Origin of the sequence: Micromonospora sp. CPCC 206060, assembly GCF_036906895.1 — a bacterium.
GTDB lineage: Bacteria > Actinomycetota > Actinomycetes > Mycobacteriales > Micromonosporaceae > Micromonospora.
This window is the reverse complement of record NZ_JBAKHU010000013.1, coordinates 35,465-57,117: the sequence shown is the minus strand read 5'-3', so window position 1 is coordinate 57,117 and position 21,653 is coordinate 35,465. Positions and strand designations below refer to the sequence as shown.

The window sequence follows — 21,653 nt, the reverse complement described above, 5'->3', positions numbered from 1 at the left end:
GAAGTCCCTGAAATGACCAGGCTTCAAGTGCACGAGTGAGGTCGCTGCGGGTGCTGCCCGCACGGCCTCGGAGTGAGGAGTGCAGTGGCAGGCAAGGCCCGCGTACACGAGCTGGCAAAAGAGCTCGGGGTCGAGAGTAAGACCGTTCTCGCCAAGCTGAAGGAAATGGGCGAGTTCGTCAAGTCCGCATCCAGCACCGTCGAAGCGCCGGTAGCCCGGCGGTTGCGCGGTGCGTTCGTCGCGTCCGCGGGTCAGCCGGCCCAGGCCGCGCAGTCGGCGGCCAGCCCGGCCGCCCCGTCCGCGCCGACCCCGGCCGCGCCCGCCCCGGGCGAACCCCGGATCTCGGCCAAACCGATGCCGCCCCGCCGGCCAGGGCCCCCGCCGGGCGCCAAGCCCCGGGGTCCGGTGCCCGGTCCGCCGCCCTCGGCGGCACCGGTCGCCAAGCCGGCGAGTGCGCACGACATCGAGGTGGCGGCTGCGGAGGCCCGCGCCGCCGCCCTGAAGGCTGAGCAGGAGGCTGCGGTCAAGGCCGCTCAGGCCGCCCGTCAGCAGCAGCGCGACAACGTCCGGCGGGAACCGCCGACCGACGGCCAGACCCGACCCAAGCCGGGTCCGGGCAGCATGCCGCCCCGGCCGGGTTCTCCGGCCGCGCGTCCCGCTGCGCCCGCACCGGGTGCGCCGGCCCCGGGTCCCGGTCGTCCGGGTGCCCGTCCGCCGGCCCGCAGTGGCGGTAACAACCCGTTCGGTATCACTCCGGGTGGCGGGCAGCGTCCGCCGGCCGCCGGTGGCGGTGGTCCCCGGCCCAACCCGGCGAACATGCCGCCGCGGCCCAGCCCGGCGTCGATGCCGCCGCGGCCCAGCCCGGCGTCCATGCCGAGCCAGCGGCCCGGTCCCCGGCCCGGTGGCGGTGCCGGTCGTCCCGGTGGTCCGGGCGGCGGCGCGGGTCGTCCCGGCGGCGGTGGCGGTGGCTTCCGTGGTGGCCCTGGTGGTGGCGGCGGTGGCGGTGGCTTCCGTGGCGGCCCAGGTGGCGGCGGTGGCGGTGGCTTCCGTGGTGGCCCTGGTGCCGGTGCCGGTGCCGGTGCCGGTGGTGGCTTCCGTCCGGGCGGCGGCGCGCCGGCCGGTGGCGGTGGTCGTCCCGGCGGTGGCGGTCGTGGCCGTGGCGGCGGCGCCGCGGGTGCCTTCGGGCGTCCGGGCGGTAAGCCGACCCGTGGTCGTAAGTCGAAGAAGCAGCGCAGACAGGAGTTCGACAACCTGTCGGCCCCGACCATGAGCTCGGGTGCGCCCCGGGGTCAGGGGCAGGTCGTCCGGTTGTCCCGCGGTGCGTCGCTCTCCGACTTCGCCGACAAGATCAACGCCAACCCGGGTTCGCTCGTCCAGGAGATGTTCAACCTGGGTGAGATGGTCACGGCCACGCAGTCCTGCTCCGACGACACCCTGCTGCTGCTGGGTGAGCACCTCGGGTTCGACGTGCAGATCGTCAGCCCGGAGGACGAGGACCGCGAGCTGCTGGCGCAGTTCAACATCGACCTCGACGCCGAGGTCTCCTCCGACCGGCTGGTCAGCCGGGCCCCGGTGGTGACCGTCATGGGTCACGTCGACCACGGTAAGACCAAGCTGCTCGACGCGATCCGTAAGGCGAACGTCGTGGCCGGCGAGGCGGGTGGCATCACCCAGCACATCGGTGCCTACCAGGTCCACGTCCCGCACGAGGGCGAGGACCGGGCGGTGACCTTCATCGACACCCCGGGTCACGAGGCGTTCACCGCCATGCGTGCCCGTGGTGCCCAGGTCACCGACATCGTGGTGCTCGTGGTCGCGGCGGACGACGGCGTGATGCCGCAGACCATCGAGGCGTTGAACCACGCCAAGGCGGCCGAGGTGCCGATCGTGGTCGCGGTCAACAAGGTCGACAAGCCCGAGGCGAACCCGGACAAGGTCCGCCAGCAGCTGACCGAGTACGGCCTGGTCGCTGAGGAGTACGGCGGCGACACCATGTTCGTCAACGTGGCGGCGAAGCCGGGCATCGGCATCGACGAACTGCTGGAGGCGGTCCTGCTGACCGCAGACGCGTCGCTGGAGCTGACCGCTCCCATCGACGGGCCGGCCCAGGGTGTGGCCATCGAGGCGCACCTGGACAAGGGTCGCGGTGCGGTGGCGACGGTGCTGGTGCAGAAGGGCACCCTGCGGGCGGGCGACTCGATCGTCGCCGGTGGGGCGCACGGCCGGGTCCGGGCCATGCTCGACGAGAACGGCAACCAGGTCAGCGAGGCCGGTCCGGCACGTCCGGTGCTGGTGCTCGGTCTGACCGCGGTGCCGGGAGCGGGCGACACCTTCCTCGCTGCGGCCGACGACCGTACGGTCCGGCAGATCGCCGAGCAGCGGCAGGCACGGCGGCGGGCGGCGTCCTTCGCCAACTCCCGTGGCCGGGCGACGCTGGAGACGCTCATGGAGCAGCTCAAGGAGGGCGAGAAGACCTCGCTCAACCTGGTGCTCAAGGGCGATGTCTCCGGTTCGGTGGAGGCGCTGGAGGACGCGCTGTTCAACCTCGACATCCCCGAGGAGGTCCAGCTCAGGATCATCCACCGGGGCGTCGGTGCGATCACCGAGAGCGACGTCATGCTCGCGAGCGCCACGTCCGAGGCGGTCACGATCATCGGCTTCAACGTGCGGGCGGCCAACAAGGTCCGCGAGATCGCCGACCGCGAGGGCGTGGAGATCCGGTACTACACCGTCATCTACCAGGCCATCGAGGAGATCGACGCCGCGCTCAAGGGTCTGCTCAAGCCGGAGTACGAGGAGGTGGGGCTGGGCAGCGCGGAGATCCGCGACGTCTTCCGCTCCTCCAAGGTCGGCAACATCTCCGGTTGTATCGTCCGGTCGGGGGTCATCCGACGGAACGCCAAGGCCCGCCTGATGCGGGACGGGGCGGTCGTCGCGGACAACCTCACGATCAGCTCGCTCAAGCGTTTCAAGGACGACGCGACCGAGGTCCGCGAGGGCTTCGAGTGTGGTCTGACCCTGGCTGGTTACAACAACGTCCAGGTCGGCGACCTCATCGAGACCTTCGAGATGCGGGAGAAGCCGCGCGCCTGATCGCCGGTTGACACAGATCAAGGGGTTTACGCCGACCGGCGTAAACCCCTTGATCATGTGGGCGGGCCAACGGGTACAGTCGGTGACGATGTTCACCGGAACCGCGTTGTTCGACCTGCTGCTGCCGGGTGACTCCCGGTCGCTCAAGGCGAAGAGGTCATACGTCCGGCCGATCGTGGCGGCGCTACGCCGTTTCGAGGTGTCGGCCGCCGAGGTGGGGGCGCTCGACCTGCACGGTCGAGCCCAGATCGCGGTCGCCGTGGTCGCGGCCGAGCCGGCGCACGTCCGGGAGGTGCTCGACTCCTGCGAGCGCCTGGTGGCCGGGCGGCCGGAGGCGGAGCTGCTGTCGGTGCGCCGGCAGCTGTACGGGCCCGAGGACTGAGGTCCCGTCCCCGGGACTGGCGAGGGTACAACCGGCCACCGCCGCCGTGTGGGTGGCCGGTGTGTGCCGGGTAGTGTTCACAACGATGGCTGGTCCGGCCCGGGGCTGTTGTGGCGCCCGGGTCCGGGCCGGGAGCAGGACGCCGTGGAGGTGCGGAGATGACGGATCCGGCCAAGGTACGCCGGCACGCGGAGCGGGTGCGTGAGCTGGTGGCGTCGGTGGTGCGTACCCAGATCAAGGACCCCCGGTTGGGCATGATCACCATCACCGACGCGCGGATCACGGCGGACCTGCGCGACGCCACGGTCTTCTACACCGTGCTCGGCGACACCGCCGCCCAGGCGGGTACCGCTGCGGCGCTGGAGAGCGCCAAGGGCCTGCTGCGCAGCACCGTCGGCAAGGCGCTCGGGCTCCGGCACTCGCCGTCGCTGACCTTCGTCCTGGACGACGTACAGGACCAGGTCAAGCAGATCGACGACCTGCTCGCCGAGGCCCGGCACCGGGACGCCGAGGTGCAGCGCCTGGCAGCCCAGGCGAAGTACGCGGGCGACGCCCAGCCGTACAAGCTCGACGAGGACGACGACTCCGACGACGACTCCGACGACTCCGACGGTGCGGACGCCGCCGACGACGGGGATCGGCGGTGACCGGATCCTCCGGTGGATCAACCGGCACCGCGCTCGCTGACGGGCCGGTGCCGGTGGCCGGCCCCACCGAGGCCGACTGGGCCGCCGCCGTGGCGGCGGTCCGTGACCTCCCCGAGGATCCCGAGGTTCTGCTGATCTGTCACGTCAACCCGGACGGTGACGCGCTGGGCAGCATGCTCGGCTTCGGGCTGGGCCTGCGCCGGCTGGGGATACGCCGGTTGCAGGCCACCTTCCCCGGGCCGCCGGAGGTACCCGAGCCGTTGCGGGGTCTGCCCGGGGCGGAGCTGCTGGTCCCGGCGGACCGGGTGTACCCGGCCCCGGATCTGGTGATCTGCTTCGACGCGGCCAGCGAGTCCCGACTGGGTGAGCTGCTCGACCGGTTGGACACCGCCGGCACCAGCGTGGTGCTCGACCACCACGCCTCCAACACCCGGTTCGGCGCGGTGCCCGTGGTGGACCCGGCGGCGGCGGCGACCTCGGTGGTGGCCGAGGAACTGCTCGACCGGCTGGGGGTACCCCTCGACGCGGCCATCGCGGAGTGCTTCTATGTCGCCCTCGCCACGGACACCGGTTCGTTCCGCTTCGCGGCGACCACTCCGGCGGTGCACCTGATGGCGGCCCGACTCTTGGCCACCGGGATCGACCCGGGGGTGATCTCGCGCCGGATCTTCGACACCCGGCCGTTCGGTGCGGTCCGGCTCTACGGCGACGTGCTGGGGCGGGCCCGCCTGGAGCCGGCTTCGGCGGCCGGTCTGGGACTGGTCTGGACCTATGCGACCCTGGACGACCTGGCCCGCCACGACCAGCGCCCGTACGTGCTCGAACCACTGATCGACTCGGTGCGGTGCGCCGCCGAGGCGGACGTGAGCTGTGTCGTCAAACAGGTCGCGCCGGGGGAGTGGGCGGTCTCCATGCGCAGCAAGGGCAGGGTGGACGTGAGCAGGGTCGCGGTTGCCCTCGGCGGCGGCGGGCACCGGTTCGCTGCGGGTTTCACCGGCCACGGCACCGCCGACGAGGTGGTGGACCGGATCCGCGAGCAGCTCGACGGCGCGGTGATCAGCGATGACTCCGAAGGGTGTCGGCCTTCCGGCAGGGCGTGATCGCCGGGCATCATGGCGGGATGGAGCAGCATCGTGAGATTGCTGCCGAGGTGCCCCGGAGTTGGGACCGGCCGGTCGTCTCGGTGCCCGTACTGATCTGTCTCTCCCTGGTCGGCGGCCAGTTGCCGTCCTTCTCGGCGCAGGCCAACCTCTACACCCTCGGCACCGGCGGGGCGCTGATCTGGCTGGGCCTCGGCAACCGGCTGGCCCGCCGGCCGGCCCCGGACCGGTTGCCCCGGGGGGTGGTCTGGTGGATGCTGCCGGCGGTGCTCTTCGGCATCTTCGAGGGGGGCACCTTCGTGCTCGGATCCTCCGACGACTTCCCGACCTTCTCCCGGTTGGCGGATCCGTTGCTGGAGGACCCCCTGGTCCGTTCGGCGGCCTACTTCGCCTGGCTCTCCGCGTTCTGGGGACTGGTGCGCCGATGATGCGGTCCCTGGCCATCGGTGGCTTCCTGACGGCCCTGGCGCTTTTCGCGGTGGTCGAGTGGGCGGCCCGCCGGGAGGGGTCGCGGATCCCCACGCTCGGTGATCTCTGTGCCTACGTCATGCGCTACGAGGTCGGTCCGGTTCCGGTCGGCCGGATCGGGGTGTTCGGCTTCTGGTGGTGGCTCGGCTGGCACTTCTTTGCCCGCTGAGTTGCCCTGCGCCGCGCTGGGTCGCCCGTTGGACCCCGCCCTGACCCGTCTGCTGGACCGCCCGGTCGGCCGGTGCCTGGCCCGGTGGGGCGGATCCCTACTGCGGGTCTGGGGGACCACCCGGACCTGGGCCCGGCCTGTCCATATGACGGGAAGGATGGGCACGATGTGGACCTGAACGATAGCTTGGGTGGGCAGGTCGACGTCTGATTGCGGTGTCGGCCATCGGTGGTGGGGCCTCACCCGGACCCCGGCCACCACCAGGGTCAACCGACCCGGGCGCGCGCTGCCCGGCCGGCTGCTCCGGCGATCCCGGAGGGTCTGCGAGGGCGTTTCCGCAACGACCCGAGACGGGCCGCCACACGGCGGCTCGCACCCTGGAAGGACCCCTGCCGTGGCCACCATGCCCAAGCCTGAGAACAAGACCACCGACGAGGCCCGCGAGCAGGCCCGTCGCGCCCTGCAGACCTCGATGGACCGCCGCCAGTGACCTCGCCGGTCGTCCGGTGACATCGGGGCGTACCGCGCTCGGGGTGCCACCGGCCCCGTCGACCGTCCACGCCTGAAGGCTCGGTCGGTCCGGGTAGCTGGGCCGTAAGTGGCATGACGCATTGCGATCCTTACGGCGTACTGCCAGGATCGTCGACGTGACGTCGCCGCCCGTATCCACGCACCCGCCGGTGGCCGCCACCGGCCGTCGCATCGCCGCGCTCGCCCTGCCCGCGCTGGTGGTGCTCGCCGCCGAGCCGCTGTACGTGCTGGTGGACACCGCCGTGGTCGGACATCTCGGCCGGGTGCCGCTGGCCGCCCTCGCCATCGGCGGTCAGGTGATGACCCTCGCCGCCTGGCTGGGCACCGTCGTCGCGTACGGCACGACGGGGCGGGCCGCCCGCCGGTTCGGCGCCGGCGACCGGGGTGCCGCGGTCACCGAGGGCGTGCAGTCGTCCTGGCTCGCCCTCACCGTCGGCCTGCTCATCGCGCTCACCCTCCAGGTCGTGGCCGGGCCGTTGACGCGTACCCTGGCCGGCCCGGGATCCGAGGTGGCCGACGCCGCCGCGCAGTGGCTGCGGATCGCGGCGCTCGGCGCCCCCGGCCTGCTGCTCGCGGCAGCCGGCAACGGCTGGCTGCGCGGCGTCCAGGACACCCGCCGCCCGCTGCTGTTCGTACTCGGACCCAATCTGCTCTCCGCACTGCTCTGCCCGTTGCTGGTCTATCCCGCCGGGTTGGGCCTGGTCGGCTCTGCGGTCGCCAACGCGATCGCCCAGACCATCTCCGGGCTGCTCTTCGTCGGTGCCCTGATCAGCGAACGGGTGCCGCTGCGGCCGCTACCGGGGCTGATCGTCGCGCAACTGGTACTCAGCCGGGACCTGCTCATCCGGGGCGTCGCGTTCCAGGCCAGCTTCCTCTCCGCGACCGCGGTCGCGGCCCGGTTCGGCGCCGCCGCCGTCGGGGCCCACCAGATCGCCCTGCAACTGTGGTTCTTCACCGCGCTGGCCCTCGACGCCCTGGCCATCGCCGCCCAGTCGCTGGTCGGTGCCGCGCTGGGCGCGGGTGACGACACGTGGGCACGGGCGCTGGCCCGCCGGACCGCGCTGCTCGGCGGGCTCTGCGGCATCGGGTTCGCGCTGCTCATCGCCGCCGGGGCCGGCGTGGTCCCGGGGTGGTTCAGCTCCGATGCCGAGGTACGCGACCAGGCGCTGGTCGCCTGGCCATGGTTCGTCGCGATGCAACCACTGGCCGGCGTGGTCTTCGCCCTGGACGGGGTGCTGATCGGTGCCGGTGACGTGCGCTACCTGCGGAACCTGACCATCGTCGCGGCGCTCGGCGGTTTCCTGCCGGCGATCTGGCTGGCCCACGCGTTCGACCTCGGCCTCGGCGGCATCTGGGCCGGGCTGACCCTCTTCGTCGTGGTACGGCTGGTGGCGCTGCTGCTGCGGCTACGGTCGGGGCGCTGGGCGGTGGTCGGCGCGGTGCGCTGAACTCAGCGCCCACTCTCCTTCGCCAGGAAGAAGAGATAGAGCGCCCCGGCCACCAGCACCGAGGCGGTCACCCCGACGACGACGAACGAGATGATCGCCGCCGGCACCGGATGGCGTTCGGACCACCGGGTCCGGCTGCGCCGGGCCCACCAGGCGCGGCGGGCGGCCCGCAGCCGCGGCCGACCATCGACCCACGTCGACAACCGGCGTCCGACGGTCATCCGGGGCGGCTCGGGGTTGCGCAGCCACTCCGGCAGCGGGGTACGTCCGTCAGCCATCGCCGTCCTTCGGTCGTCGTATGCGTGGGCATAGGGTGGTCCGGTGATCGATGCGTGGGAGCCGACCGGTCCGGGGGTGCTTCGCCTGCCGTCGGGGCGGCTGGTCCGGGGCCGAGGCCTGAGCCGGCCGCTGCCACCGGGACCGGCACCGACCTTCGCCGTGTACCTGCTCGGTCAGCAGCCGCCGACAGTCGACTGGGAGAGCCGCTGGCTGCGCTGGCCCGACTTCTGGCTGCCGAGCGACCGGGCGCAGGCGCGGGAGATGTTCCGGGAGGCCCTGGACCGGGCGGGTACCGACCGGGTGGAGCTGGCCTGCGCAGGTGGCCGGGGCCGGACCGGTACGGCGCTGGCCTGTCTGGCGGTGCTCGACGGGGTGCCGGCGGACCAGGCGGTGGCCTACGTGCGCCGGCACTACAGCCCGCATGCCGTGGAGACACCCTGGCAGAGCCGGTACGTCCACCGGTTCTCCCCGGCCGTCCACTGACCCGGTCAACAGGCCGCCGCCGTGGGTAGCGGCTGCTCGGGGTCGTACACCGCGTCGGCCTGCGCTTTCTGGTCGGGCAGGTGCAGGTCCAACGGATGTGCCACGTCGAGAAAGCCCCGCTTCAACTCGGCGCAGTCGACGTTGTTCGGCACCGCTCGCGCCGAAACCAACCAGAGCCCCCGGGAGGGCGCCGGCACGTCCGCCGGGTGCGGGACGTGCCAGACCACCTCGTCGCGTACCGCGACCAGGCCGGCACCACCGGCGGGCTCCACCACCTCGAAGGCGTACACCCAGGTGACGTTGGTGGTGATCTCCAGGACCCGGACGCCGTCGGTGCCCCGGGTGGCCCGGTAGGTGAGCCGACCCTTCGCCCGGGTGCCGTCCCGGGGCCGGTCGGCACCCGTGACGATCCGGGTCGCGTAGTTCAGGAACACGTCGCTGGTGAAGTCCGCGCGGATCTCCGGCTGGGCGGCCGGGGCGAAGAGCGCGACGAAGGGTTCGATGTCCCCGGACGCCATGCTGCGGTCGAGCCGCCCCTCGGTCAGGGCCTGCTGAACCGTGGCCAGCGCATCGCGGACCTGCGCGGCGGTGAACGGGCCCTCGGCCCGGGCCGGCGGCGTCGTGATGCCGGCGGCCCCCGGGAGGTACGCCGCCGCCGGGGTGCCCGCGAAGTAGTCAACCTTCCGCCCGGTGGAGCCGACCGCGCTGGTCGGTACGACCGTCGTGGTCGGCTCCGGCTCGGCAGCCCGGGGCAGGGCGTTGACGCGTGAGACCATCCAGCCTGCGGTGACCAGGAGGAGGACCGACAGGCCGATGGTGACGGTGGCCACCACCTTGCGGTCGCGGTTGGCCAGCCATACCCGGAGCCGGTCCCGCCGATCGAGTGGCTTCTCGGTCTGGGCGTCCCGGAACCAGTCCGGCAGCCGTACCGGATGACGGTCGGCCACCGGCCCGGGAACCGGTGCTGCCGCTGTGGTCGGGACGTCGGTGCCGGGGGGCGTGCGCGGTCCGTCATTCATCGCGGGTGGTCTTGCTCCATCGGGGGTGGCAGTGGGGCACCGGGGCGGTGGCGCTCTGGTTCAACAGCGGTCCTTCGAGTCCAGCGGGTGCTGCGGGTCGTAGTAGACGTCGGGGTTCGTCTGGGTCGTCGTCGAGCCGGTGACGACCGGTGGCAGCGGCGGACTGACGTCGAGGAAGCCGCGCCGGAAGGCGGCACAGTCGACGTTGTATCCGTAGGAGGTGGCCGACCACAGCCACAGGCCCCGGGAACCGGTCCGTACGTCGTTGCGGTGCGGTACGTGCCAGACCACCTTGTCGTGCATGACCACCAGGGCGTCCCGGGGATCGGTCGCCGGTACGTCGAACGGATAGACCCAGACGAAGTTGGTGGTGATTTCCAGCACGCGGACGCCGTACTCGTCCACGGTGGGCCGGTAGGTGACGGTCCCCTTGACCCGGGGAGTCTCGGTCCGCACCCAGCGGGTCTTGCCGCCGATCCGGGTCGCGTAGTTCAGGGCGACGGCGTTGGTGAACTCCTTGCGCAGGTCTGCTCGGGCGTCGGGAGCCATCAGCGCGAGGAACGGCCCGTTGTCGCCGGCCAGCATCCGGGGACCGAGCCGCGCCTCGACCAGTGCCCGGCGGACCAGGGCCAGCCCGTCGCGTACCTGTGCGGCGGTGTACGGGCCGACCGCGTGGGCCGGCGGCAGCACGATGCCGGCGGCGCCGGACGGGAAGGTCTGGGCCGGGGTACCGGCCCACCGGTCCCGGTAGCGTGCCCAGTGCTCCGCGTCGCTGCCGGGTGCCGGGCTCCCGTCCGGCCCGGCGGTGGGCGTTGCCGCCACTGCGGTCGGCCCGGTCCCGAAGTGCTGCCGGACCCGGTAGCCGATCCAGCCGACCCCGGCGAGCAGGGCCAGGACGAGCAGGCCGCCGACCACCCCCAGGGTCCGCCCGAAGTGGTGCTCCCAGCCGAGCCGCACCCGTTCGGTGGCGGTCAGCGGATGCTCCTGCTCGGGTTGGCGCATCCAGTCCGGTACCGCCAGTCGCGCCGGCTCGGTGTCGTCGGGCCGGCGGCCGGTCGCGGTGTCGGGGATGCGCGTCGTACCGGCGGGGGCCGGATCCGTACCGGTGGACCGGTCGGGGGTGGCGTCGTCGCTGTTCATGTGTCCCTGAGGCGCAGTGGGCGGGGAGGGGCCGCGGGGTGCGGTCGGCGCGGCGCGGAAAGCAGCGATGATCCTCGCATCGATCGCGTGCCGGCCTCCACCGACTTCCGGGTCGTGTCGGTTGCCCGATTGGAACCCGGGAAACGGGTTCTGGCAGGCTTGGCGGGCGTGAGCACTGACGGTCTGATCGTGGTCGACAAGCCCGGCGGCATGACGTCGCACGATGTGGTGGCGCGGATCCGCCGGCTGGCGCGTACCCGGCGGGTGGGGCACGGTGGCACACTGGACCCGATGGCCACCGGGGTACTGGTGATCGGGGTCGGCCGGGCCACCCGGCTGCTGACCTACGTGATCGGGGCCGGCAAGAGCTACACCGCCACGATCCGGCTCGGTCAGGCCACCGTCACCGACGACGCCGAGGGGGACGTGATCGCCACCACCCCGGCCGGCACGGTGACCGACGACGCGATCCGGGCCGGCCTCGCGGCCCAGAGCGGCGAGATCGACCAGGTACCGAGCGCGGTCAGCGCCATCAAGATCGACGGGCAGCGGGCGTACAAGCGGGTCCGCGAGGGGGAGAGTGTCGAGCTGCCGTCCCGTCGGGTGACCATCTCTCGGCTCGACGTGCTCGCCATCCGTCGCGACGGACCCGACGTGATCGACGTCGATGTGGACGTGACCTGCTCCTCCGGCACGTACATCCGGGCCGTCGCCCGGGACCTCGGGCTGGCCCTCGGGGTCGGCGGCCATCTCACCGCGCTGCGGCGGACCGCCGTGGGCGGGTTCACCCTGGCCGAGGCGGCGACCCTGACCGAGCTGGAGGAACGGGCCCCCGAGGTGGTGAACCTGCCGCTGTCCGCGGCCGCCGCCCGGTTCTTCCCGCGCCGGGACGCCAGCGCCGACGAGGCGGCGGCGCTCTCCCACGGCGGACCACTGACGGTGGCCGGGATCACCGGCCCGTACGCCGTCTTCGATCCGGCCGGCGCGTTGATCGCTATCGTCAGCGAGCGGGGCGGTCGGGCCCGCGCGGAGATCGTGCTCGCCCCGGCCTGACCGGAACGCACAGCACGTCCGTCCGCCGACCTGGCGGCGGAGGGATCGTCCCGGCGGGTCGGGACGACGGACGGGGAGGGGACGGATGCAGCGCTGGCGGGGTCACGACCGGACACCGGGCGGGTGGGGCCGATCGGTGGTCACCATCGGCGTCTTCGACGGGGTCCACCGGGGGCACCAGGCGACCATCGCGCACGCGGTACGACGGGCCAGGGAACTGGGCGTCCGGTCGGTGGTGGTCACCTTCGACCCGCACCCTGCCGAGGTGGTGCGGCCGGGCTCGCACCCGGCGGTGCTCACCGAGTCGGCCCGCAAGGCCGCACTGGTGGAGGAACTCGGCGTCGACGGGCTCTGCGTGGTGCCCTTCACCCCGGAGTTCTCCCGGCTCTCCGCCGAGGCGTTCGTGCACGACGTGCTCGTCGAGCACCTGCACGCCACGCTCGTGATGGTCGGGAGCAACTTCCGGTTCGGGCACCGGGCGGCTGGTGACGTGGCCCTGCTGGAGAGGCTGGGGCGGACCTTCGGTTTCGGGGTCGAGGGGGCACCGCTGGTCAGCGCGGACGGCACGGTCTTCTCCTCGACGTACATCCGCTCCTGCATCGCGGCGGGGGACGTGGGCGCGGCGACGGCGGCGCTGGGTCGGCCGCACCGGCTGGAGGGCGTGGTGGTCCGGGGCGACCAGCGCGGCCGGGAGCTGGATTTCCCCACCGCCAACCTGCTCTGCCACCGGTACGCGGCGGTACCGGCCGACGGGGTGTACGCCGGTTGGCTGCTGCGTTCCGCCGAGCGGGGTGGCGATCGGCCGCGGTTGGCGGCGGCGATCTCCATCGGCACCAATCCCACCTTCTCCGGGCGGGAGCGGCGGGTCGAGGCCCACGCGTTGGACTTCTCCGGCGATCTGTACGGTGAGCGGATGGCGCTGGAGTTCGTCGCGCACCTGCGGGAACAGTGCCGCTTCGACAGCATCGACGCGTTGATCGCCCAGATGAACAAGGACGTGGCGCGGACCCGCCAGGTGCTCGGTTGACGGCTCCGGTGGCCCGGATCGGGCCGCTGAGGTGCCCTTCGTCGGGCGATTCCGGAGAGAGCTGGTAATCTGGCGGAGACGTCGACTTACCGACGGCCGTCCTCGCGTGCCTGCACGACGCCGCGGGTGCGAGGCCGGGTCCGCATCCGGTCCAACGACAGGATGTCGGACATCAACGACAACCCACTGAAATAGGGAGAAAATGGCGCTCGACCAGGAAGCCAAGGCCAAGATCCGCGCGGAGTACGCGACCGTCGAGGGCGACACCGGTTCGCCCGAGGTCCAGGTTGCCGTGCTGACCAAGCGGATCGCCGACCTCACCGAGCACCTCAAGGTGCACAAGCACGACCACCACAGCCGTCGTGGTCTGCTCCTGCTGGTCGGTCGGCGCCGCCGGCTGCTGAACTACATGCAGAAAGAGGACATCAACCGCTACCGGTCGCTCATCGAGCGGCTCGGCCTGCGCAGGTGACGTGACGGGGGAGTGGCCGACGGCCGCTCCCCCGTTCCCACGTCACCACCACAACAGGGGCCAGCGCGACCACCCGACGGAAAGCCGGTCAGCGCACCGGTCTCCGGTAGTGGCCCCCGGGAGTACCGGCACCCGTGCCGACCATCCCGGGCGCTTCGATCGAAGACCGGCCGTCTGAGCAGCTCTCCCGCGTCGTGGGCCCCCCGATCGAAGGAGTGCGACTCACTCATGACCGAGAACAAGCTCGGCACCCAGCACCGTACCGCCGTGATCGACAACGGGTCGTTCGGCACCCGCGAGATCACCTTTTCCACCGGCCGGCTGGCCCGTCAGGCCGCCGGTTCCGTCATCGCCCAGCTCGGCGAGACGGTCGTCCTCTCCGCGACCACCGCGAGCAAGCAGCCGAAGGAGCACTTCGACTTCTTCCCGCTGACCGTGGACGTCGAGGAGCGGATGTACGCCGCCGGCCGGATCCCCGGCTCGTTCTTCCGCCGCGAGGGCCGGCCCAGCGAGGACGCCATCCTCACCTGCCGCCTGATCGACCGGCCGCTGCGCCCGTCGTTCGTCAAGGGCCTGCGTAACGAGGTCCAGGTCGTCGAGACCGTCCTCGCGCTCGACCCGCAGCACCCGTACGACGTGGTCGCGATCAACGCCGCGTCGATGTCCACCAAGCTCTCCGGCCTGCCGTTCTCCGGCCCGATCGGGGCGACCCGGATGGCGCACGTCGACGGCCAGTGGGTCGCCTTCCCGACCCACGAGGAGCTGGCCCGCGCCACCTTCGACATGGTGGTGGCCGGTCGGGCCCTGCCGGACGGCGACGTCGCGATCATGATGGTCGAGGCGGAGGCCACCGAGCACACCGTGGCGCTGGTCGCCGGCGGTGCGACCGCCCCGACCGAGGAGGTCGTGGCGAGCGGTCTGGAGGCCGCCAAGCCGGCCATCCGCGAGCTGTGCCGGGCGCAGAGCGAGCTGGCCGAGGTCGCCGCGAAGCCGGTCGCCGAGTTCCCGGTCTTCCTGGACTACAACGACGACGTCTTCGACGCGGTTGCCGAGACCGGTCGGGGTGAGGTCGCCGAGGCCCTCAAGATCGCCGGCAAGGCGGACCGCGAGGAGGCGCTCGACCGGATCAAGGCCCGGGTGCAGGAGACGCTCGCCGAGCGCTTCGAGGGCCGGGAGAAGGAGGTCAGCGCGGCGTTCCGCTCGCTGACCAAGTCCGAGGTCCGGTCCCGGGTGCTGCGCGAGCAGGTCCGGATCGACGGCCGTGGCCCGCGCGACATCCGGCCGCTCATCGCCGAGGTGGGTGTCCTGCCCCGGGTGCACGGCTCGGCGATCTTCGAGCGGGGCGAGACCCAGATCATGGGCGTCACCACGCTGAACATGCTCCGCATGGAGCAGTCGCTGGACACCCTCTCCCCGGAGAAGTCCAAGCGGTACATGCACAACTACAACTTCCCGCCGTACTCGGTCGGTGAGACCGGCCGGGTCGGTGCGCCGAAGCGGCGCGAGATCGGTCACGGCGCGCTCGCCGAGCGGGCCCTGATCCCGGTGCTGCCCTCGCGCGAGGAGTTCCCGTACGCCATCCGACAGGTCTCCGAGGCGCTCGGCTCGAACGGCTCGACCTCGATGGGTTCGGTCTGCGCGTCGACCCTGGCCCTGCTCTCCGCCGGTGTGCCGCTCAAGGCGCCGGTGGCCGGCATCGCCATGGGCCTCATCTCCGACGAGGTGGACGGCAAGACGCACTACGTCTCGCTGACCGACATCCTCGGTGCCGAGGACGCCTTCGGTGACATGGACTTCAAGGTCGCCGGTACCCGGGAGTTCGTCACCGCGCTCCAGCTCGACACCAAGCTCGACGGCATCCCGTCCGACGTGCTGGCCGCCGCGCTCCAGCAGGCCCACGAGGCCCGGCAGACCATCCTGGACGTGATGCAGGCGGCGATCGAGGCCCCGGCCACCATGTCGGACTACGCGCCGCGGGTCACCACCGTCAAGATCCCGGTTGACAAGATCGGCATGGTGATCGGCCCGAAGGGCCAGACCATCAACGCCATCCAGGACGAGACCGGCGCCGAGATCTCCATCGAGGACGACGGCACGATCTACGTCGGCGCCACCAACGGCCCGTCGGCCGAGGCGGCGGTGGAGCGGATCAACGCCATCGCCAACCCGACCCTGCCGAAGATGGGCGACAAGTTCCTCGGCACGGTGGTCAAGACCGCCGCGTTCGGGGCGTTCGTCTCGCTGCTGCCGGGCCGCGACGGCCTGCTGCACATCTCGAAGGTGGGCGACGGCAAGCGGGTCGAGCGGGTCGAGGACTTCCTCAACGTCGGTGACCGGGTCGAGGTCCAGATCGCCGACATCGACGCGCGCGGCAAGATCTACCTGGACAAGGTGCGCCCGGAGGGCGAGGAGGCCCCGGCAGCCGAGGGCGCGGCCGAGGGCGGCGAGCGGCCGGCCGGTCGGGACCGCGGCGACCGGGCCCCGCGGGACCGGGGTGACCGGGAGCGTGGCGAGCGCGGACCGGGTCGTGGCGAGCGGGGCGACGGTGGCGGCGAGGGCGGTGGCGAGCCGCGTCGGCGTCGCAGCCGGCACAGCTGAGCATCCGGACAGCCAGTAGTACGGCCCGTGGGCCCCGACCGGAACGGTCGGGGCCCACGGGCCCGCACCATCCCACCCCCTCGTCCAGCTAGGAGCGAGTACCTGTGAGCCGGTCCGACCGTGCGCCGTCCCGCCAGGGCCGACGGGGAGTGCTCCGTCCCGCCGACAGCCAGGGACGGACGGTCACCCGTACGCTGAGTGGCGATCCGCTGGGCGGCACCGTCCGCCGTACCGTCCTGCCCAGCGGGCTGCGGGTGCTCACCGAGGCCATCCCGACGATGCGCAGCGTGTCGTTCGGTATCTGGGTCGGGGTCGGCTCCCGGGACGAGACCGGGGCGCAGGCCGGCGTCTCACACTTCCTGGAGCACCTGCTCTTCAAGGGCACCCACAAGCGGACCGCGCTGGACATCTCCTCGGAGATCGAGGCGGTCGGTGGTGAGACCAACGCGTTCACCACCAAGGAGTACACCTGCTACTACGCCCGGGTGCTGGACGAGGACCTGCCACTGGCGATCGACGTGATGGTCGACCTGGTCGCCGACTCGGTGCTCAATCCGGAGGACGTGGAGACCGAACGCGGGGTCATCCTCGAAGAGATCGCCATGCATGACGACGAGCCCGGTGACGAGGTGCACGACATCTTCGCCCGCGCCGTCTACGGCGACCATCCGCTCGGCCGGCTCATCTCCGGTACCGAGGAGACCGTCACCCCGATGACCCGGCGGCAGATCCAGAGCTTCTACCGCCGCCGGTACACCGCACCCTCGATTGTCATCGCGGCGGCCGGGAACCTGGACCACGCGACGGTGGTGAAGCAGGTCCGCCGGGCGCTGGCCGGTGGCCCGCTGGACACCGCGCCGGCCGGGCCGGCCGGACACCGACCGAACACCCCGGCCGTGCGGATCCGGACCGCGGCGACCGTGGTCGAGCCGAAGGAGACCGAGCAGGCGCACGTCGTCCTCGGCTGCCCGGGGATCGACCGGCTCGACGAGCGGCGCTTCGCGCTGGGCGTGCTCAACAACGTGCTCGGCGGTGGCATGTCCAGCCGGCTGTTCCAGGAGATCCGTGAGCGGCGCGGGCTGGCCTACTCGGTCTACTCCTACGCCAGCCAGTACGCCGACACCGGCCTCTTCGCCGTCTACGCCGGCTGCGCGCCGGGCAAGGTGGACGAGGTGCTCGACCTGACCCGGGCCGAGCTGGCGAAGGTGGCCGCGCACGGCCTGACCGATGCGGAACTGGCCCGGGGCAAGGGTATGACCAAGGGGTCGTTCGTGCTGGGCCTGGAGGACACCGGTTCCCGGATGAGCCGGCTGGCCAAGGGCGAGCTGCTCTACGGCGACCTGCTCTCGGTGGACGAGCTGCTGGCCCGGGTGGACGCGGTCGACGCGGACGAGGTGAACAGCCTCGCCGCCGAGTTGCTCGCCGCGCCGATGTCGTTGGCTGTGGTCGGGCCGTTCGGCGAGGGCGACTTCGGTACCGGCGACTGATCGTCGTACCACCGGTGCGACTTACCGTCGTGCCACCATCGCGGCCGGCTGCCGTACCACCGGTGGGCACAGTGCCGTACCTGGCACTGTGGCGCAACGCGCTGCGATAGGTTGTCCGGCGTGACTGACGAGCAGCGGCAGAGCCCGGCCGAGCCGATCCGGGTCGGTGTGATCGGGGCGCGGGGCCGGATGGGTATCGAGGTCTGCAAGGCGGTCGACGCCGCCGACGACCTCGAACTGGTGGCGATGATCGACGAGGGCGACGGGCTGTTCAGCGCCTCCGATGCGGGTGCCGAGGTGGTGGTCGACTTCACCACGCCGGACGTGGTGATGGACAACCTGCACTGGTGCATCGACCAGGGGATCAGCGTGGTGGTCGGTACCACCGGCTTCACCGAGCAGCGGCTGGACCGGGTACGCGGCTGGCTGGACCGCAAGCCCGGGGTGGGCGTGCTGATCGCACCCAACTTCGGCATCGGCGCGGTGCTGCTGATGCAGTTCGCCACGAAGGCCGCCCGGTACTTCGAGTCGGTCGAGATCATCGAGCAGCACCATCCGAGGAAGCTGGACGCGCCGAGCGGCACCGCCACCCACACCGCACGGTTGATCGCGCAGGTGCGGGCCGCCGCCGGGATGGGGCCGGTGCCGGACGCGACCAAGGAGGAGGTGCCGGGGGCGCGGGGCGCCGACATCGACGGGGTACGCGTGCACGCGGTGCGTTCGGCCGGCATGGTCGCGCACCAGGAGGTGATCTTCGGTACCACCGGTGAGACGCTCACCATCCGGCAGGACTCGTACGACCGGGTCTCCTTCATGCCGGGCGTGCTGCTCGCGGTCCGGTCAGTGCGCCAGCGTCCCGGGCTCACCGTCGGCCTGGACGCCCTGCTCGACTGAGCCGCGCGGCGCCACCGGCCACTGCGCTCCGGCCGGCTCGACGCGGAGACCGGCCGGCAGCCCGGTCAGGACCACCCGGCCGGCCCGGTCGACGGCGACGTCGACCGGTGCGCCGGCCACCCGCAGGCCCCGGGCCGACACCGCGCCGAGCGTCCTGCCGGCCAGCGGCCGGAGCCGTACCCGTCCGGCCGGTACGTCCGGATCGAGGCCAACCGCCGCGTGCAGCAGCGCCACCCCGGCGGCGGCCGACCACGCCTGCGGGCGGCAGGCCGCCGGGTACGGTACCGGCCGGCCCAGGGCGCTGCGGTCGTCACCGCTGTACAGCTCCGGCAGCCGGTAGTCGAACGCCTCGGCGGCGGCGAGGAGCCCCTCGGCGAGCACGGCCGCCGCCCGGTGGAACCCTTCGCGGGCCAGTCCGGCCAGCACGATCGCCGTGTCGTGGGACCAGATCGATCCGCAGTGGTACGACAGCGGGCTGAAGCCGGCGTCCTCGGCGGACATGGTGCGCAGCCCGAAGCCGCCGGCCAGGGCGTCGGTGGTGAGCAGTTCCGCCACCTGGGCCGCCTCGGCGCCGGAGAGCAGCCCGGTGCCGAGCAGATGACCGATGTTGCTGGTCAGTGAGTCGACCGGGCGCTTGTCGCGGTCCAGCGCGAGCGCGGGCTGTGGCCCGTACCGGCCGTCGACCCAGAACCGCTCCCGGAAGCGGTGCGCCAGGGCACCGGCGTGATCCCGCCACCGCTGCCCACCCGGACGGTCGAACGCGTCGAGCAGGTCGGCGCCGCACATCGCGGCCTGGTACGCGTACCCCTGCACCTCGGCCAGGGCGATCGGGGCGGCGGCGAGCCGTCCGTCGCGGAAGCGCACCGCGTCCCCGGAGTCCTTCCAACCCTGGTTGGACAGGCCACGGCCGCTGGTGTCCACGTACTCGACGAAGCCGTCCCCGTCCGGGTCGGCATGGTCGCCGAGCCAGCCGAGTGCCGCCTCCAGGTGTGGCAGGAGCGCGGCCACCTCGGGCTCGGGCAGGCCCCACCGCCACGCCTCGTGCAGCAGGACGATCCAGAGCAGGGTGGCGTCGACCGTGCCGTAGTACGCCGGGGGGAGGCTCAGCCGGTCCGCCGGCAGGGTGAAGTCGTGGCGCCGCAGCTCGTGCAGGATCTTCCCGGGGGCCTCGCCGGTGTGCGGGTCGGTCCGTTCGCCCTGCCGGTTGGCCAGCACCCGCAGGGTGGAGCCGGCCAGTGCGGTGCCGGTGGGCAGCAGCATCCGGGCCGCCCAGAGACTGTCCCGGCCGAAGAGGGTGAGGAACCAGGGCACCCCGGCGGCGAGGAACACCTCGTGCGGGCTGGCGGCGTCGGCGAGGCGCAGCCCGGTCAGGTCGTCCATGCTGCGCCGGACCAGCCGGGTCAGCCGACGGTCGTCGGCGGTCACCTCCGGTACGGACCAGGTGGTGTCGGCGGTCGGGGCGACCACCGCCGCCTTCGGGTCGTCCACCAGCAGCCGCCAGCGCAGGACGGTACGGCCGCGTGGGGGCAGGTCGACCGGCCAGGCCAGCCGGACGCCCGCCGGTCCGGCGGTGCCGGCCGGACCGGCGGCAGGGTCCGGGCCGGGGGCAGGGTCCGGGCCGGTCCCCGGTCCGGCGCCGGTGGCCGGGCCCGCGTCGGGTGCGGGTGTCGTGGTGGTCACGGACTCCGCGGTGACGGTGACGGTGGTGCCGTCGGCGGCCCAGCGGAACCCACCCGACCGGCTGACCGGCACCGGCGCCGGGGGTGCCGGGCTGCCCGACTTGACCACCTCGATCGGAGCCAGGTCGCAGTCCAGATCCAGGGTGACCGTGGCCCGTACCGGTACGGCGGCGGTGGAGACCAGGTGCAGTTCCTCGTCGATCCCCCGGGGGGTGAGCCGGCGTAGCCGTTCGATCCTTACCGTCGGGTCGGGCGAGGGGTCACCGAGCCAGCGGACCAGACCGACGAAGCGGGCGGCGTGCGGGCCGTCCGGGGCGGCCGCGACCGCTTCCGGTTCCCGGCCGTCCACCCGCAGTTCGGCCCGGGAGAGCACCCGGTTGTCGGCATGGAAGACGCCCTGCACACCGGCCGGCCGGATCTGCCCGGCCGCGTCGCTGAGCGCGCTGGTCGGTGCGCGCACCACGCTCACCAGGTCGTGCAGCAGCGGTTGCAGGGCGCGGTCGGTCACAGCGGCTCCAGTTCTGTCCAACGTGGAAACGGAGTTCTTGACAGATCGTTCCGGGCGGTGCAAAGTGCGAAACATTCGTGAACTTGAACGATCTAATCCTGCCCTACTTCTCTTGGATCGTTCAAGACGGCAAGGGGGATCTGTGTCGCAGAAGGTCACGATCGCGACGGTGGCCCGGCACGCCCGGGTCAGCCGGCAGACCGTGTCGAACGTGCTGAACGCGCCGCACATCGTGCGCGAGGAGACCCGTCAGCGGGTCCAGGAGGCCATCGCCGTGCTCGGCTACCGGGCCAACCAGGCCGCCCGGCAGATGCGTACCGGCCGGTCCCGGCTGATCGCCACCCGGATCGAGCCGACCCGCGACGGGATCAACGGCTCGGTGCTCGACCGCTTCCTGCACGGCCTCACCGATGCCGCTGCCACCGCCGGGTACCGGATCATGCTCTACACCGCCGCCGACGACACCGCCGAGTTGGCCACCTACGACGATCTGCTCGGCGCGTACGACCTGGACGGCTTCGTGCTCACCGGCACCGACCACGGCGACCCCCGGACCGTGTGGCTGGCCGAGCGCGAAGTGCCCTTCGTGACCTTCGGGCGGCCCTGGGACACCCCGAACCAGCATCCCTGGGTCGACGTGGACGGTGCCAGCGGCGCGGCCCAGGCCACCAACCGACTGCTGGAAACCGGCCACCGGCGGATCGCCTTCATCGGGTGGCCCACCGGCTCCGGCGTCGGCGACGACCGGCGGTCCGGCTGGCGCGCCACCCTGCGCGCCGTCGGCATCGACCCGGCCGGCCTGGACCGGGAGACCTCCGACGGGATCGTCCAGGGTGACCAGGCCGCCCGGAGCCTGCTCGCCCTCGCCGACCCGCCCACCGGCCTGGTCTGCGCCAGCGACTCCCTCGCCCTCGGTGCGCTCCGCGCGGTGCGGGCCCTGGACCGTCCGGTCGCGGTGACCGGCTTCGACGACACGCCGGTCGCCGAGGCCGTCGGGTTGACCAGCGTCAGCCAGCCACTCGGCCGGGCCGCCGCCGGCTGCATGGAACTGCTCGCCCGGATCCTGGACGGTCCGCAGGCCGACGGCGCCACCCAGGTGCTGCTCAGGCCGGCCCTGGTCGTCCGGCAGAGCGCTTGACCACCACACCACACCCCCACCCATCACCACCGATCAGG

At 72.5% G+C, this 21,653-nt stretch carries 19 protein-coding genes; 15 read left to right on the top strand and 4 right to left on the bottom strand.

What is annotated here, in order from left to right; genetic code table 11:
- The first annotated feature begins 84 nt into the window (after positions 1–84).
- The 7 genes from infB to V6U90_RS11985 all read left to right on the top strand — a co-directional run bounded on the left by infB (position 85) and on the right by V6U90_RS11985 (position 7,838).
- Positions 85–3,093: a translation initiation factor IF-2 gene (gene infB, locus V6U90_RS12015; RefSeq protein WP_334434551.1), complete on the top strand. Its 3,009-nt coding sequence runs from the start codon at positions 85–87 to the stop codon at positions 3,091–3,093.
- Between the two features lie 88 nt (positions 3,094–3,181).
- On the top strand, positions 3,182–3,475 hold the full coding sequence (locus V6U90_RS12010; RefSeq protein ID WP_334434549.1) for a DUF503 domain-containing protein: 294 nt from the start codon (positions 3,182–3,184) through the stop codon (positions 3,473–3,475).
- 158 nt (positions 3,476–3,633) lie between these two features.
- Positions 3,634–4,122, top strand: coding sequence for a 30S ribosome-binding factor RbfA (gene rbfA / locus V6U90_RS12005; protein WP_334434547.1), 489 nt, complete (start codon positions 3,634–3,636; stop codon positions 4,120–4,122).
- A 47-nt stretch (positions 4,123–4,169) separates the two neighbouring features.
- Positions 4,170–5,222: a DHH family phosphoesterase gene (locus tag V6U90_RS12000; RefSeq protein WP_334434676.1), complete on the top strand. Its 1,053-nt coding sequence runs from the start codon at positions 4,170–4,172 to the stop codon at positions 5,220–5,222.
- A 20-nt stretch (positions 5,223–5,242) separates the two neighbouring features.
- Positions 5,243–5,650: a hypothetical protein gene (locus V6U90_RS11995; RefSeq protein WP_334434545.1), complete on the top strand. Its 408-nt coding sequence runs from the start codon at positions 5,243–5,245 to the stop codon at positions 5,648–5,650.
- Complete coding sequence (locus V6U90_RS11990; protein WP_334434674.1) at positions 5,650–5,859, top strand: DUF6186 family protein; 210 nt, start codon at positions 5,650–5,652, stop codon at positions 5,857–5,859. The genes V6U90_RS11995 and V6U90_RS11990 overlap by 1 nt, the downstream gene beginning before the upstream one ends.
- 647 nt (positions 5,860–6,506) lie before the next feature.
- Complete coding sequence (locus tag V6U90_RS11985; RefSeq protein WP_334434543.1) at positions 6,507–7,838, top strand: MATE family efflux transporter; 1,332 nt, start codon at positions 6,507–6,509, stop codon at positions 7,836–7,838.
- 2 nt (positions 7,839–7,840) lie between these two features.
- Here the strand turns inward: V6U90_RS11985 and V6U90_RS11980 are convergent, their stop codons facing one another.
- Positions 7,841–8,116: a hypothetical protein gene (locus V6U90_RS11980; protein ID WP_334434541.1), complete on the bottom strand. Its 276-nt coding sequence runs from the start codon at positions 8,114–8,116 to the stop codon at positions 7,841–7,843.
- 46 nt (positions 8,117–8,162) lie between these two features.
- Between V6U90_RS11980 and V6U90_RS11975 the strand changes: the two genes are divergently transcribed.
- Positions 8,163–8,600, top strand: coding sequence for a protein-tyrosine phosphatase family protein (locus V6U90_RS11975; protein ID WP_334434672.1), 438 nt, complete (start codon positions 8,163–8,165; stop codon positions 8,598–8,600).
- Between the two features lie 5 nt (positions 8,601–8,605).
- Here V6U90_RS11975 and V6U90_RS11970 read toward each other — a convergent pair whose 3' ends face one another.
- Positions 8,606–9,619 (bottom strand): hypothetical protein, encoded by a 1,014-nt coding sequence (locus V6U90_RS11970; RefSeq protein ID WP_334434539.1) that lies wholly within the window; start codon positions 9,617–9,619, stop codon positions 8,606–8,608.
- 60 nt (positions 9,620–9,679) lie between these two features.
- Positions 9,680–10,759, bottom strand: coding sequence for a hypothetical protein (locus V6U90_RS11965; RefSeq protein WP_334434537.1), 1,080 nt, complete (start codon positions 10,757–10,759; stop codon positions 9,680–9,682).
- Between the two features lie 168 nt (positions 10,760–10,927).
- Between V6U90_RS11965 and truB the strand changes: the two genes are divergently transcribed.
- The 6 genes from truB to dapB all read left to right on the top strand — a co-directional run bounded on the left by truB (position 10,928) and on the right by dapB (position 18,290).
- A complete protein-coding gene (truB, locus tag V6U90_RS11960) occupies positions 10,928–11,812 on the top strand; it encodes a tRNA pseudouridine(55) synthase TruB (RefSeq protein ID WP_334434536.1) in 885 nt (294 codons plus the stop codon).
- Positions 11,813–11,897: 85 nt separating this feature from the next.
- Positions 11,898–12,839, top strand: coding sequence for a bifunctional riboflavin kinase/FAD synthetase (locus V6U90_RS11955; RefSeq protein ID WP_334434535.1), 942 nt, complete (start codon positions 11,898–11,900; stop codon positions 12,837–12,839).
- A gap of 202 nt (positions 12,840–13,041) precedes the next feature.
- Positions 13,042–13,311, top strand: coding sequence for a 30S ribosomal protein S15 (gene rpsO, locus V6U90_RS11950; RefSeq protein WP_334434533.1), 270 nt, complete (start codon positions 13,042–13,044; stop codon positions 13,309–13,311).
- 228 nt (positions 13,312–13,539) lie between these two features.
- The gene (locus V6U90_RS11945; RefSeq protein ID WP_334434531.1) at positions 13,540–15,909 is read left to right on the top strand and encodes a polyribonucleotide nucleotidyltransferase; all 2,370 of its coding nucleotides are present in this window, start codon (positions 13,540–13,542) and stop codon (positions 15,907–15,909) included.
- Positions 15,910–16,058: 149 nt separating this feature from the next.
- On the top strand, positions 16,059–17,396 hold the full coding sequence (locus V6U90_RS11940; protein WP_442933573.1) for a M16 family metallopeptidase: 1,338 nt from the start codon (positions 16,059–16,061) through the stop codon (positions 17,394–17,396).
- Positions 17,397–17,516: 120 nt separating this feature from the next.
- A complete protein-coding gene (dapB, locus tag V6U90_RS11935; RefSeq protein ID WP_334434527.1) occupies positions 17,517–18,290 on the top strand; it encodes a 4-hydroxy-tetrahydrodipicolinate reductase in 774 nt (257 codons plus the stop codon).
- On the opposite strand, the gene V6U90_RS11930 is transcribed toward dapB, so the two are convergent.
- On the bottom strand, positions 18,237–20,477 hold the full coding sequence (locus tag V6U90_RS11930) for an amylo-alpha-1,6-glucosidase (protein WP_334434525.1): 2,241 nt from the start codon (positions 20,475–20,477) through the stop codon (positions 18,237–18,239). The genes dapB and V6U90_RS11930 overlap by 54 nt on opposite strands.
- 142 nt (positions 20,478–20,619) lie before the next feature.
- On the opposite strand from V6U90_RS11930, the gene V6U90_RS11925 reads away from it, so the two are divergent.
- A complete protein-coding gene (locus V6U90_RS11925; protein WP_334434523.1) occupies positions 20,620–21,615 on the top strand; it encodes a LacI family DNA-binding transcriptional regulator in 996 nt (331 codons plus the stop codon).
- Positions 21,616–21,653 lie beyond the last annotated feature (38 nt).

Bases quoted from the DNA above. Each gene is read 5' to 3' on its own strand.
- V6U90_RS12010 (WP_334434549.1), top strand. From the start codon at position 3,182: ATGTTCACCGGAACCGCGTTGTTCGACCTGCTGCTGCCGGGTGACTCC.
- V6U90_RS11945 (WP_334434531.1), top strand. From the start codon at position 13,540: ATGACCGAGAACAAGCTCGGCACCCAGCACCGTACCGCCGTGATCGAC.
- V6U90_RS11995 (WP_334434545.1), top strand. From the start codon at position 5,243: ATGGAGCAGCATCGTGAGATTGCTGCCGAGGTGCCCCGGAGTTGGGAC.
- V6U90_RS11955 (WP_334434535.1), top strand. From the start codon at position 11,898: ATGCAGCGCTGGCGGGGTCACGACCGGACACCGGGCGGGTGGGGCCGA.
- rbfA (WP_334434547.1), top strand. From the start codon at position 3,634: ATGACGGATCCGGCCAAGGTACGCCGGCACGCGGAGCGGGTGCGTGAG.
- V6U90_RS11990 (WP_334434674.1), top strand. From the start codon at position 5,650: ATGCGGTCCCTGGCCATCGGTGGCTTCCTGACGGCCCTGGCGCTTTTC.
- V6U90_RS11965 (WP_334434537.1), bottom strand. From the start codon at position 10,759: ATGAACAGCGACGACGCCACCCCCGACCGGTCCACCGGTACGGATCCG.
- rpsO (WP_334434533.1), top strand. From the start codon at position 13,042: ATGGCGCTCGACCAGGAAGCCAAGGCCAAGATCCGCGCGGAGTACGCG.
- V6U90_RS11970 (WP_334434539.1), bottom strand. From the start codon at position 9,619: ATGAATGACGGACCGCGCACGCCCCCCGGCACCGACGTCCCGACCACA.
- V6U90_RS11980 (WP_334434541.1), bottom strand. From the start codon at position 8,116: ATGGCTGACGGACGTACCCCGCTGCCGGAGTGGCTGCGCAACCCCGAG.